General features: G+C 37.4%; 10 protein-coding genes and 1 tRNA gene. 4 read left to right on the top strand and 7 right to left on the bottom strand.

All coding sequences use genetic code 11. The features are described from left to right. Nucleotides 1-366: 366 nt before the first annotated feature. The 7 genes from Q0779_RS05205 to Q0779_RS05235 all read right to left on the bottom strand — a co-directional run bounded on the left by Q0779_RS05205 (nt 367) and on the right by Q0779_RS05235 (nt 7,914). Nucleotides 367-1,569: a multidrug effflux MFS transporter gene (locus Q0779_RS05205; RefSeq protein WP_298770231.1), complete on the bottom strand. Its 1,203-nt coding sequence runs from the start codon at nt 1,567-1,569 to the stop codon at nt 367-369. A 285-nt stretch (nt 1,570-1,854) separates the two neighbouring features. Next, nucleotides 1,855-2,892: a nitronate monooxygenase gene (locus tag Q0779_RS05210; protein WP_298770233.1), complete on the bottom strand. Its 1,038-nt coding sequence runs from the start codon at nt 2,890-2,892 to the stop codon at nt 1,855-1,857. 324 nt (nt 2,893-3,216) lie between these two features. After that, nucleotides 3,217-3,588, bottom strand: a complete 372-nt coding sequence (locus Q0779_RS05215) for a hypothetical protein (RefSeq protein WP_298770235.1) — start codon at nt 3,586-3,588, stop codon at nt 3,217-3,219. Between the two features lie 581 nt (nt 3,589-4,169). Then, complete coding sequence (locus Q0779_RS05220; RefSeq protein WP_298770237.1) at nt 4,170-4,814, bottom strand: hypothetical protein; 645 nt, start codon at nt 4,812-4,814, stop codon at nt 4,170-4,172. 526 nt (nt 4,815-5,340) lie between these two features. Beyond that, nucleotides 5,341-5,967, bottom strand: a complete 627-nt coding sequence (locus Q0779_RS05225; RefSeq protein ID WP_298770239.1) for a hypothetical protein — start codon at nt 5,965-5,967, stop codon at nt 5,341-5,343. 413 nt (nt 5,968-6,380) lie between these two features. Further along, nucleotides 6,381-7,496, bottom strand: a complete 1,116-nt coding sequence (locus tag Q0779_RS05230; RefSeq protein ID WP_298770241.1) for a calcium:proton antiporter — start codon at nt 7,494-7,496, stop codon at nt 6,381-6,383. 341 nt (nt 7,497-7,837) lie between these two features. Next, nucleotides 7,838-7,914, bottom strand: a tRNA-Trp gene (locus Q0779_RS05235). 349 nt (nt 7,915-8,263) lie between these two features. Between Q0779_RS05235 and Q0779_RS05240 the strand changes: the two genes are divergently transcribed. The 4 genes from Q0779_RS05240 to Q0779_RS05255 all read left to right on the top strand — a co-directional run bounded on the left by Q0779_RS05240 (nt 8,264) and on the right by Q0779_RS05255 (nt 13,246). Continuing rightward, nucleotides 8,264-8,584: a 2Fe-2S iron-sulfur cluster-binding protein gene (locus Q0779_RS05240; protein WP_298770243.1), complete on the top strand. Its 321-nt coding sequence runs from the start codon at nt 8,264-8,266 to the stop codon at nt 8,582-8,584. A 1-nt stretch (nt 8,585) separates the two neighbouring features. After that, nucleotides 8,586-9,980 carry an FAD/NAD(P)-binding oxidoreductase gene (locus Q0779_RS05245; RefSeq protein WP_298770244.1) on the top strand — a complete coding sequence of 465 codons (1,395 nt, stop codon included), beginning with the start codon at nt 8,586-8,588 and terminating at the stop codon, nt 9,978-9,980. Between the two features lie 2 nt (nt 9,981-9,982). After that, nucleotides 9,983-11,224 carry an FAD-binding oxidoreductase gene (locus Q0779_RS05250; RefSeq protein ID WP_298770245.1) on the top strand — a complete coding sequence of 414 codons (1,242 nt, stop codon included), beginning with the start codon at nt 9,983-9,985 and terminating at the stop codon, nt 11,222-11,224. Nucleotides 11,225-11,620: 396 nt separating this feature from the next. Continuing rightward, nucleotides 11,621-13,246 carry a ricin-type beta-trefoil lectin domain protein gene (locus Q0779_RS05255; RefSeq protein WP_298770247.1) on the top strand — a complete coding sequence of 542 codons (1,626 nt, stop codon included), beginning with the start codon at nt 11,621-11,623 and terminating at the stop codon, nt 13,244-13,246. Nucleotides 13,247-13,331: the final 85 nt, after the last annotated feature.

Raw genomic sequence — 13,331 nt, forward strand, 5'->3', positions numbered from 1 at the left:
AGGCCTATGACGTTGTCATATTCACCTTGGCAGTCGTAGGGTGAAATGGGCGTTGTTGGCGAAGCGTAGCTTTGCGCACATTGATAGAAAATAGTTCCAGACATTTTCTACGTTCTCCACATCCATGTGCTTTAACGCGAAGAGCTTGCTCAAAGCGGGTGATTTATAGGATATAGGGAATGCCATTGATGCAGGATGCGTATCAATGACCCATGACTGATGCTATTCTCAGATGGAAAATAAAAAGCCCGAACACAGTGAGGTTCAATACCATGTGTATCCAGAGGGATAAAAGAGCATAGGATAAATGTAATTAGATCATATTTTTACTTAGATTGGTATTATTCTACACTTGCTAGAGTCGTATTACTTATCAGAGCGGTATTGAATAAAAATAACAACCAATAAACCGATTGAGATAGCTATAAAAAATAGGCTGAAATTGACAGCCGTATTAGCAAACTGTGACATAAATAATGTTCCTAAAAGGCTACCAAAGCCATAACGAAGGCAGGCTAATATTGCACTTGCGGCCCCCCCCATTGCTTTAAAATCCTCCATTGCAGCGGCTAAAGAAGGCCCAAAACAAAAAGCCACTCCCCCAAATAACAACCAAGCAGGAAAAATAAAGGTTAACGCATTTTCTTTAATATAAAGGTTACTTAATAGCATTACGACAGCTCCAGTAAGCATTAAGCTTGCCCCTATCATAATGCTGCGATTAAGCCCAAGAAATTCAACCCAACGAGAAGAGCAAAACGCGCCAATAACAAACATCAAGGCACAGCTAGCAAAATAAAAGCCATAGGCCTCCTGGCTAACATGGTATTGCTCAATCAATATAAAGGGGGAAATACTGGATAATGTAAAAAATAAAATAGCACTAGCTGTACTGAAAACACTATAACTTAATAACGATTTATTTCTGATTATAAAAACATAGTTTTTAAAGACTTGCCTAAGGTTTAATGTCTGGCGAGGCTGAAAGCGACTCGTATCTTCAATAAACAAAACAGCTATTAATAACGCAATAATGCCAAAAATGAACAATACGATAAAGGCCGCTCTAAAGTTATGAAATTGAGCTTGTAACAAACCGCCAATGACAGGACCTATCAAGGTGCCTAATGTTGCCGCACTGGATAAAAAACCATAACCTTTTGCTGCTTGTACTCCGACATAACGATCCCGAATAATGGCATAAGCGGTTACAACTGCCGCAGAGGCTGCTAAGCCTTGTATTACTCTCGCGATGATCAAACTCTCAACGCTTGAGGAAACAATACAATAGAGTGAGCCTAAAATATAGACAAATAGTGCTGTTATAGCACTAATACGTCTGCCAAATCGATCGGATAATGGGCCAAAAATAAGCTGTCCCACTCCTAGAGATAAAGTGTAAGCTGTCATGGTCAATTGAGATTCAATCTGAGAACTCGATAGCATACGCATCATATTGGGTAATGAAGGCGCATAAATATCTAAAGATAAGGTTATAATTCCCACCATTGGGGCTAAAATTAAGCCAACACCTAGCATTTTATCAGGTAGTTTTACATTAAAAGTCAATCTATTATCTCCTGATATTGTTAATGTCAATTTTAAAAAGAGTAACGCATTATATCGAACACCCTCAATATTAGTGCTAAATAGCATTTTTATGAATTTAAAAGAGCGTCCGTTCTTGATAAAAACAATAGGTAACCCTTGGCGCAACATTAATATTAAGTATTCAAGCTTGATTTTGATCTTTTTTGATAAAACTAGCGATATAAATTAATCATCGCTATCTTCGATGGTGCGTTGTTACCAGCAGTAAAAATTGATGAATACGCAGTGACTATCATGCTTTCTCTAAATCAACTTTGCCAGTGCTTTTGTTAGTGTCATCGCTGATATTTCTTTACAGCCAGTTGCATTTTGCCCACACCATAATGGAGAAAAATCTTTAATTCCCTTAGCTTCAGCCTTTTTACGTATAGCGGTCATGCTCATCGCTGCTAACGGAAATGGAGGAACGGCTGAATTCATGATACCCATTTCTATCATCACTCTATTCATAATTCCTCGGGCAGGCTTGCCTGAAAATAGTGTTGTCAGTGCCGTATGTCTAGATTGTGGACTTTTAATGGCTTTTCGATGAATGATTGTTGTTTTAGCTTCGTCGCATAATAAATATGCTGTGCCGATTTGTACCGCTAATGCCCCAAAAGATAGCGCTAATTTAACCGTTTGTGCATCAACAATACCACCAGCAGCAATTATGGGGAGCTTAACCTTATGGATAATTTGAGGTAATAAAGCGAAAGTACCAATTTGAGTACTTACATCTTGAGTCAGAAACATGCCTCTGTGGCCACCAGCCTCAATGCCTTGTGCAATTATGGCATCGGCTCCATTGGCTTCGAGCCATTGAGCTTCCTCAACGGTTGTTGCCGTTGATAACACTTTTGCCCCCCAAGATTTTACTCTTTCTAACAAGGCTTTATTTGGCAACCCAAAATGAAAACTGATAAATTCAGGTTGATAAGGCTCAATGATATCGGCAATATCATGACTGAAGGGGACCCGTTTGGCCCCTTGAGTAATGTCCGATTTTTGAATGCCATATTCTAAAAAGTAAGGCTTTAAAGCTGATCGCCATGTTAATTCAATGGCATGATTATATTCTGGGGATTGATGGCAAAAAAAGTTGAGATTAATAGGGGTAGATACCTGTGTTTTTAATTTTTCGATTTCAAACTTTAAAATGTCAGGACTCAACATCGCGCATGGCAGTGAGCCCATTCCCCCCGCCTTGGCGACGGCAATGGCTAATTCGCTATCTTGCACCCCTGCCATCGGTGCCTGAATGATAGGTAAGTCGATTCCTAAAAAATCTTGAAATGTCATAATGCAGTCTCTCAAATGCTCTTCTGCAATAAAGATACTCCAAATTAATCAAAGAGTGTGCTTTTCAAAAAAAAAAAATCACATGCTCCTTGATATCTAAGAAATGTGGCGAAAGAAAAAGAATAAAAAAGCTAGCTAGTTAACTCAATGACTAGTAAAAATGAGAGGTAGCCAATTCAATTTAGCCTCCATGTTAACCAAGCATAGTTAACTCGTTCTCCATAATATACAAATCTGTGGTATTTGCCTCTATTTTTGTAGTATGGCATCAACTGCAGTTTTAATTGCTGTTACTCTTGCTGACACAGCTCAACTTGGTTCGTTTTAGTTTTCTATGGCAGTTATTTTTGTATCAATGCTCGCCATAGTTGTGTTAACTTCACTAGCTAATACGCTGACATCAGAAGTCAAAGTGTTGAGCGTAGAGGTGACTAATTTCACATTTAATGCTATTGACGCTGTTGTTAATAAACTCGCGTGTTCAATGATAAATTTTTGTGCTGCTAATTCAGCTTTATCTACTGCAATTTTTGTACTACTTTCTTCAATAGCTATTTCACTTAACGTATATTTATTTAATACCAGATTGACACTATTCTTACTGACTAATGTAAAGTAAAATGTTTCATTAATAGTGATCATTGTTGCATTTTTTAGCCCTATCACTGCAGTGTTATATTCTGTAAATGTTATCAATATAGGTGGGTTTCACTATTTAATTCAGAGGTAAAATAGTAGAATATAATAAATAGAAGATCTTTAATTTTTTAGATTATTAATTTGTCATGAGAATTTATTATCATAAGTTATAAATACCTCGCTTAAAACTTGTCAATAACTGACGATGAGTTTATTGCTTTTAATTCGTCTGGTTTATAATCCTTACCTATATAGTAAAACTATATTTTGTATGGGATTTAAAAGGCGAGTAGTGAATGTTTATAATTTATTTTTAATAAAAACACACACCAATATATAAGTCTACAGTATTTAATTCTTTAAAAAATAAAGGCAGTGAATAAAGTATAGTTGCAAGAGTTTATAATATACATTTTTATTATCAGTAAATGCTTACTTAATGCGGTTATATTAGCTTTACAATTGTGCTCATTAGTAATTTTAACCTATTTTTAGATGGGGAAGGTCGAGTGAATTTGGGCTCTCATTCAAGAATAATGATATAGCACAGATACTGAAAATATCATTTATTAATTGATGTTTAAGCACCAAAAAAACTCAACAAACGAAAACGATAGAAGTAGAATGATAGGCGTTAATCAATCTAACATTAAAACTCCTGACTCAAAGATAGCTATATCATTTTGCTGTATTTGAGCAGTATTTTCTTCAATTTTTGTTGTATTACTCATAACAGCAGTACCTACTACAGCAACCACTGTCGCGACAGTATTAAGATCTGTAGCAGTATCTGTGATTTTCGTTGAAACCTCTCCAATTTCTGTTGCAATAGCTCGGATCTCATTACCTTTTACTACTAACTCTGTTGAAATGCTATCTACTGCCGTTTCTATTACATCCACTTTTTCTTCTGTAGCAGCTAATTTTGCTTGTACTAATTTCATTTCAGCGTCAGTTAAAGCAATTTTGGCCGCGGCTAACTCTTTTTTCGCCGCAGTGACTTCTGTTGCATTCTCACCAAAATAAATACGTTCAAAAGACCATTTATTGACTAACACATCAACTGACCATTTACTGGCCAAGGTGATATCTATTTTTGCTCCGATGGTTAGACTCGTTGCTAATGCTAATTTTAAATTATTATAATTCCCCACTGTCACACTTGTACTGGAACCATAGGTGTATGAATAGGAATAATTGGTTATCATTTTCCAGCCAGTATAATCATTAATGGCTTCAAATGCAGCTATTGTACCGTCATCATCACTATCATCATAATACATGAAGCACCTCCCACTAGAAAAGTTTAATATAATGTTCTATCAACTTTTATTGATTATTGTATATTGGATATTTTAATTATCAATCATTAATATATCGAACAAGCTGGTCTACAACTTACAAGACTTGTTTGAAATTAAAAAATATATTTACTTATCTTTACCTATTAATAAAGTTTAATTTAAATATTGAAGTTAATACTGTTAAAGTGAAAATGATATATAGGTATAAGCGTTCATTACTCGTAGGTATAAATATAATATGGTGGAAAGATATTTCTAATATGATAGTTTATATTAAAAACTTCTATTTTACTTGTTGTTATTTTTATATTGTCTGTTCTTAAGGGTAATTTGACCTATCCTCAGGGAGGAAGGATTAGAGACTGTTAGAGCTAGTTCGAGAATGCTGATATATTACAGACTTTGCGCGCTATAAATTAGCCATTAAGGCCCTATATTCAAAAACAGCATTCAAATACTCAACAGCCACTCACGCTAGCTATAGAGGTAGAATTAGAGATTTTAATCAATCTAACATTAAAATTCCAGACTCAATGATAGCCATTTCATTTTGTTCGATTTGAGTAGTATTCTCTTCAATTTTTGTCGTATTACTCATAACTGCAGTACCCACTACAGCAATCACTGTCGCGACAGTATTAAGATCATTTGCAGTATCTGTGATTTTCGTTGAAACCTCACCAATTTCTGTTTCAACAGCCCGGATCTCATTACCTTTTGCGACTAACTCAGTTGAAATACTGTCTACTGCTGTTTCTATAATTTCCACTTTCTCTTCTGTTGCAGCTAATTTGGCTTGCACTAATTTCATTTCAGCTTCTGCTAAAGCAATCTTTGCCGCAGCCAATTCTTTTTTGGCTGCCGTTACTTCAGTCGCATTTTCACCTATATAGATACGCTCAAATGACCATTTATTGAGTAATACATCAATAGACCACTTACTGGCTAAAGTTACATCAAATTTAAGACCTGCTGTGAGCCCTAGATAAGCACCAAACTTAATATTGTTATAATCACCAACAGTAATACTTGTTTTTGTTCCTGAGAAATAAGAATAAGAATAATCCGCGACTATTTTTAATCCGTCAAACGGTTCCACAGATCCCTGCTTACTCACATCATGTGTTGCCATAAACTCTCCTTGTAATGCTCTATTGCTGGGGCCATAAATAGTATTGAATAACTTTGATCTAAGCAAAGATATTGAATAAAATAATGGAAGTCGGTGTCAGTGTCGATGATTTTTTGTATGATATTAAAAAATACTCATTTAAGAGAAAGGTCACGCTATCGTCGTTCGGTATTCACTAAGAACAAATTTATCCTAAGATAGTTAATACTGTATTCCAAATTGCAAGTTCATTAGTTATTTGTCATGAAACCTGGTTCATTAGCTGTAATTGGGGGGCATGTCGTTTTTATTCTCAGTAAGGTTTTTAATCCCTCAAAACAATGTAATGATTCATTCATCTGAATTTTTGAACATTAAAAACATGTATGGCGGATGAAAAGTACAAAATAAGCCTCCAATTACTTAACTAACCTTTAAACTGAATCAAAAATAAGAACGATATAAGCTGCGAATAAAGTAAGGTGGACCACCCCCTGCATGATATTGGTTCTGCGACTAACGAATGTGACTACACTCACCATTAATGTCAATACTAATAACATCGATTCAAGTGGAGCAAGTCCTAATTCTACGGGTAAAGTGGTGATCCAACTGACGCACAATACTGCAGGAATCGTCAACCCAATCGTTGCTAACGCTGATCCCAAGCAAATATTCACCGAACGTTGAAGCTTATTAGCCAAGGCTGCATTCACTGCACTTAATCCTTCGGGTGTTAAAATTATCGCAGCAATGAGAAACCCCCCTAATTCAACAGGGGCATGGCTTAGGGCAATCACATGATCAATATAGACAGCGAGTATTTTAGATAAAAAGACAATTGCTAAAATAGCAGCGATTAGCATCACAACGTGATAAGAAAGTGTCTTCACCTTTAATTTATGTGTATTAAGTTTAGCGGATATGGCGTGGGGACGTTTATGCTTAGGCGGCTGAAAAATATCACTGTGGGTTGTTGTTTGAATCACAAGAAATACGCCGTACAATACTGTTGCAGCAATTCCTAGAGAAATTGCTAACAAAGGGGATAATGTTCCACCGAGAGTCGAGTTAGTAAAGCTTGGCATGACTAAGCCTAATATTGCTAATGGAATTAAAACAGATAAATATGCATTAGCTCCTTGCACATTATAACTTTGCATTTTGTGGCGCCAGCCACCAAGTAATAGGCTTATTCCTACCAAACCATTTAGAATAATCATGAGGACAGAAAACATGGTATCTCTTGCTAATGTTGGACTATCTGCTCCCGTTAACATGACTGAAGAAATCAACGCAACTTCAATTAGAATGACTGAGAGCGTTAAGATCAAGGTACCATATGGTTCGCCTAAAATAACAGCGAGCGATTCTGCATGGCGCACGACATTGAATGCGCACCAAAGCATGATAAGAAAAACAATTATGAGTACAAAAAAGCTTTGTGTATTTCCTAAATTTTGTGGCGACAAGCCATCCTTTAAGGATATAAAAACAACTAATATTAAAAAACAACATATCGTTGCAAGTTCTTGTCGTATTATTCTCATTTACTTACTACCCCTTGCTGATTTCTCATACGAATTAACTCAGTCAATAACCATAAGCATAGTTAATGATTTAGCTCTTTAAGCACAATCTGCATTGATAGTTGGCCTTGACAAGGGATCATTCAGGTTCCTTGATGTTTAAGAGGGTGGCAATGAGTGGGTACTTTGCTCTTTTACTATGATATTTAAGAGTCTGTTTTCAATGGGTAGAATCTTTTTTATTTTAGTATATACGGATAGGTAAGATATAAAAAATAGACAAAATGAAGAGGTGTAAATAAAAGAATAATAAATTATGTAAAAAACAAAGGCCTAGCATTTCTGCTAGGCCTTCTGGTATTTGGCAGGGGTGGAGAGACTCGAACTCCCAACCATCGGTTTTGGAGACCGCTGTTCTACCAATTGGAACTACACCCCTGTTGACGAAACGCATTATGCTGAAAAGCATGGCAAAGGTAAAGTACTTTTTTACAATAAACAATTAAACGAATATTTTTCCATCACGGTGGTGTTTTGTTATTCAAAACAAGTATCGAACAGAAGGTTTTCATACAGCCATTCGGTTATCCACTTCACACCCTCTATCACCTTAGATTTTATCAATATAAGTTAACCTAGATCATTGAAAGCTTAAATACTCCGCACTTTTGTTACCTATTCATACATTTGTCACACTTTTGTTATCGATTAAGTTCATAAAAACCAGTACCCTCGCTCGCAGCCATATATTTATCTGTATATTTGAGCTTTAGAGGTAGGAAATACTAATGAATAAAAATGAAAAACGACTAAGAAATCACGATATCGTTCCAACCAGTGGCCAATCAACTCGAGTTTGGGTCGATAACCAATCAGTCGACGCAATTCCAGGAGAGAATATTCTCAGTGTCCTATTTGCTGTGGGCAAAAGAACAATAACCAAAAATGATCACGGTAAAGTCACTGGCGCCTATTGCGGTATGGGGGTTTGTCATTGCTGTACCGTCAAGGTGAATGGGCAACATAAAGTGAAAGCATGCCAAACACTCATCGAGCCAGAAATGCAAATTACCACTCAAGTCAACCGCCTACAAGATGAGGGATTGTAATATGTCTCACTCTTCTCTTCCTGTCGTCATTGTTGGTGCAGGTACTGCAGGTATTTCTGCTGCTGCCGAGCTTGCAGAGGCAGGTATTCATTCTATTGTGATTGATGAAGCTCCTCGAATTGGTGGCGCTGTTTTTCGCGGCCCCTTTCGTGAAGCGATAGAATTACCTCATCTCGATAATAAATTACGAAAAAAAATAGCCAACATACGTCAGCTATATCAAGAAAACCAATCGCATATTCAGCTAATGCTCGAAACCAGAGTCTTGGGGCCCTCTGGTAATAAGGCACTGCTTGTGAGGCATAAAAACGAGGTGTTCGACATCCCCTATGAACAGCTCATTATTGCAACGGGCTGCCATGAACGCAGTATTCCTTTCGACGGCTGGCAATTACCCGGCATTATGTTACTTGGCGGAGTTCAACTCCAACTTAAATCAGGCTTAGTTAAACCCGGTCAAAAAATGGCCATTGTAGGCACAGGACCATTGCTTCCCTTAGTGGCTTGCCAACTTCACAAAGCAGGCGTCCATGTTGTGGGTGTTTACGAAGCGGGTAAGTTCAGTGACTTTGCCAAAGAAAGCCGTGCATTTTTAAATAGACCCCTATTAACTTTAGAAGGCATGGGGTTACTCAGTTACTTAAAAGCTCACGCCATTCCCATCCATTATGGTTGGGGGATTGTTTCAGCAAAAGGAGAGGAGTCTTTAAACAGCATCACTGTCGCACAATATAATGAAGATTGGTATCCGATTCAAGATACGGAAAAATCCATTGATCTCGACAGCCTAGCGGTCGGTTATGGCTTTGTTTCTCGCAATCAACTCTCACAACTGATGGGAATTAAACATGACACTTGCTCTTTAAGTGGCCTTAAACCCCAAGTCGATGAATGGCAAATGAGTTCTATACCCAACACCTATATTGCTGGAGACAGTGTGGGAATATTAGGTGGAGAAGGTGCAATGATGGAAGGACGAATAGCCGCTTTATCCATAGCCCAAAATATGAAAATGATGTCGGCCATTGTCGCTAAAGAAAAAGCTAATGAATATTATAACTTGCTCAATAAAGTTAAACTCTTTAGAGCAGGCTTTGATCGGGTCGGCCGCCGTCGAGAAGGGCTGTTATCACTACTGAAACCCGAAACCCTCGTTTGCCGCTGTGAAAATGTGTCTCGAGCAGATATCGATAAAGTGATCAACCAAGGCGTTAAAGATATTACCGCGTTAAAAATGCGAACACGTGTTGGCATGGGTGATTGTCAGGGAAAAACCTGTAATAGCTATTGCCAAGATAGGCTAAGACAAGAGCTCGATACACTCGATGTCGGATACGTTAAGCCTCGTTTTCCTCTTGACCCTATTCCTTTTTCAGCATTATCGGAAGGTGCATAAACATGCCAACTCTCTCACATAAGAAATATGACATTATTATTGCAGGTGGCGGCGTCATTGGCGCAGCTTGTGCTTATTTTTTAAGTAAAGACAAAGATCTTAATATTGCCTTAGTTGATTTAAAGAAACCGGGTAACGCCTCTCGTGCTTCAGCAGGGGGTCTTTGGGCTATTGGTGAATCTGTTGGTTTAGGTTGCGGAGTGATATTCTTCAAACGCATGTCAATGCAGCGAGCAGAAGCCGAAGGTGCCGATCTCCCACCACTGCGCCCTCATGTTCTACCTGATTGCTTTTTTGAATTTGCGCTTAAAAGCAATAATATGTACCCCGCCCTTTGGCAGGAATTAAAAGACAAGCATGATGTTGACTTTAAGTTTGAAAAAACCGGCCTTAAATACATCATGTATGACAAATACGATAAACTCTATGCCGACTCGATTGTAGAACAAATTCCCGGACTAAAAGATGAAATTAATTGGCTAAGTGCTGAAGAGCTGGCAAAAGATGAGCCTTATATTAATGCTGATGCCATTGGCGCATTAGAGTTTAAGTGCGATCATCAGGTCAACCCTTATCGCTTAAATGAAGCCTATATGGAAGCGGCTAGACAAAATGGTGTTGAGCTATTTTTACAAACTGAAGTGATAAGCATTGAAAAAGATGGCAATCGCATCACAGGCGTCAATACCACAAAAGGGACACTAGAATGCGACATGCTTATCAATGCAGCAGGGAGTTGGGCTGCACAATTAAGTAAAATGGCCACGGGTATTGAGATTCCAGTTTATCCCGTTAAAGGACAAATTATTCTCTCAGAGAAATTACCTAAAGTACTCAAAGGCTGTGTTTCCACCACAGACTGTTATATCGCTCAAAAAGATAACGGTGAAGTGCTCATTGGCAGCACGACAGAAGAGAAAGGATTTGATACCACTAATACTCTACCAGAACTAAAAGAGTTGGCCACTGGCGCCATGCGCTGTTTGCCTATACTGAATGACATGAACATCAAACGTTGCTGGGCGGGCCTAAGGCCCGGTACACCCGATGAACTGCCCATTTTAGGCGAAATGGAAGGAGTAGAAGGTTATCTTAATGCTTGTGGGCATTTTAGAACAGGTATTCTGACTTCTGCTATCACAGGAAAGCTTATTAACGATTTGTATCGTGGCCTTCCGTTGGATTTAGATATTACGCCGTTTAAACACGCTCGCTTTAATGAGCAACATAAAAAGCAGGCTTAACCTTTAATTGCATGACAAATCCGCTCTAACTTATATTATTCAAATAAGTTAGAGCACTTTATACATTTCATTGTTATCGCTACAAAGTCCCTAGGTAAAAATCATTCAAAAATTTAGCATACTTAGCCAAACTGGGTAAACCCACTGCTTTTCTATGTTGATCGACATTGGCTTCATCTTCTATTTCATCAGGAACATATTCTCTCCCTTAAAAATAAAGACACATAAAAAATGAAACATCCACTTAACCACATCACGTACAACAAGATCACGCATGCTTACAATTTGATCGTTGTTGTTATCATTTATGTTCATTATGATGCCCCACATTACAAATTCTAAAATGATTTTTAGGGCTATTTAAATTGGCCTAATCTATCCCGAAGGAGCAAAGTAATGAAATATATTTTACCTGTATTTATCCTTTATTTATTCGGCGTAAGCCATGTTTTTGCTGCTGATTACTATTTCAGCAAATGGGACAATAGCTTGCCTTTATCTGAAAAATGGACCGTGGTGAAAGAGAGCTCTGGAAGGGAAACTGGATCACTGGAACTCATAAATAATTTTAATGGTGCTAGATGCTTACTTACCGCAATTGGTGATCAATGTACTCTCTGGGAAGGAAAAATATACACAGGGAAAATGATTAGTTACAAGGATGTATTTCATGGGAGATTCAGCTTTCATGACCAAGCAGGCAATGAAGTTGTTAGAGCTACCCTAGAGCGTAAGATGAAAACAAGTAGTAATGATCCCATTCCTGAATGGCACTCAATAAGCCAACCCCAAAGTTCAATAGCATTCTCACGTCCAGGAGATATTCAAATTTTTCTAACTCAATTTTTAGCCAATAATCCTATGGTGATCCGCAGCTCAACAGGAGATGCTTGTGTCCATAAGGATAGCTTTGGAAGTGAGTCTGGTAAGAATATCCACATTGGAACGAGTGATTGTGACGCCCCTTCATTCCCCGTCGCAGAAAACAGTACCTGGAGAATGGATGAAGATGGACTGATCAAAAATTATTTGTATTCTGACATTTGTTTATCTGCTAATTCACATAACAACATTGAGACTATTGCTTGTGATGAGGCTGATCCAGCCTATAGTCGTTGGGAATTAATGCGCCATACTCTACAAATAAAGCTACAGAACGAAAATTTATGCATGGAGCGAGAAGGTGACCATCAAGGAAAAAATATACATACCAAGATTTGCCAAAGTGCTAATACAAAACAACACTGGAAATTTATGCATCCTGACGAATTTAATATTAACACAGTAGGCGATGGCCATGTAAATATTACTGACTCAGAAAATAATATGCTTTGTAACTCTAAGAGTTCTTGTCGCTATACTCACCTAAATATAGGCGAGAAAATAACCTTTACAGCGGTACCAGATATTGTAGATCGTAAATTTTCTCATTGGATCAACTTACCTTGTGGGTCAGATCCTGTATGTGATGTCATTTTCGACACAGAATTAAATTTAAATGCTATTACCGCATTCTTTAATGTGAAATTAGGTGATATTTCCAGTTGGTATATTACCGAAGAAATAGATAACATCGACAACGTTTACTTTGATGGGACTCGATATTTTCTTGAAGGTAAATCTGAATTAGAACCTCTTGTAACATTTAAAGCAGAGTTACCCATTGGACCCTGGGGTGCATTCTATTATGTTGATGCGCACATTGATTGTATAAAAGAATTACATGTTGAAAAACTAAGCTATACGCTCAATGAAGATAACGCACTCAGTAACATCATAATAGATGGGTATTATGTAGACATTAAAAGCCCTAGTATTGATCCTACCAAACCATTTTATTTAAATGAAATAACGGGGCAATTGCATGTTTCCTATATTTGCACCGATGATAAAGGTTCCAGCGGATTACATTTTGATAAGGCGATTTTTAATCCAAACTCCGAAACAATCAATATCCAAACACATATCAGTAATTATAGCCATGCTAATTTCAAAGTGAATATACCCAAGGAACAACACTGAAACATGAGTAATATCATAGTATGTATCAATATATTAAGATAATATAGTCGACCCTAATATTCAGATAAAGCCATGGATTGACTAA

The organism is uncultured Shewanella sp. (assembly GCF_947491715.1).
GTDB lineage: Bacteria > Pseudomonadota > Gammaproteobacteria > Enterobacterales > Shewanellaceae > Shewanella.

What these genes read in the sequence shown, in the direction of transcription:
- Q0779_RS05210 (WP_298770233.1), bottom strand. Translation starts at nt 2,892, where the DNA reads ATGACATTTCAAGATTTTTTAGGAATCGACTTACCTATCATTCAGGCA.
- Q0779_RS05220 (WP_298770237.1), bottom strand. Translation starts at nt 4,814, where the DNA reads ATGTATTATGATGATAGTGATGATGACGGTACAATAGCTGCATTTGAA.
- Q0779_RS05225 (WP_298770239.1), bottom strand. Translation starts at nt 5,967, where the DNA reads ATGGCAACACATGATGTGAGTAAGCAGGGATCTGTGGAACCGTTTGAC.
- Q0779_RS05230 (WP_298770241.1), bottom strand. Translation starts at nt 7,496, where the DNA reads ATGAGAATAATACGACAAGAACTTGCAACGATATGTTGTTTTTTAATA.
- Q0779_RS05240 (WP_298770243.1), top strand. Translation starts at nt 8,264, where the DNA reads ATGAATAAAAATGAAAAACGACTAAGAAATCACGATATCGTTCCAACC.
- Q0779_RS05245 (WP_298770244.1), top strand. Translation starts at nt 8,586, where the DNA reads ATGTCTCACTCTTCTCTTCCTGTCGTCATTGTTGGTGCAGGTACTGCA.
- Q0779_RS05250 (WP_298770245.1), top strand. Translation starts at nt 9,983, where the DNA reads ATGCCAACTCTCTCACATAAGAAATATGACATTATTATTGCAGGTGGC.
- Q0779_RS05255 (WP_298770247.1), top strand. Translation starts at nt 11,621, where the DNA reads ATGAAATATATTTTACCTGTATTTATCCTTTATTTATTCGGCGTAAGC.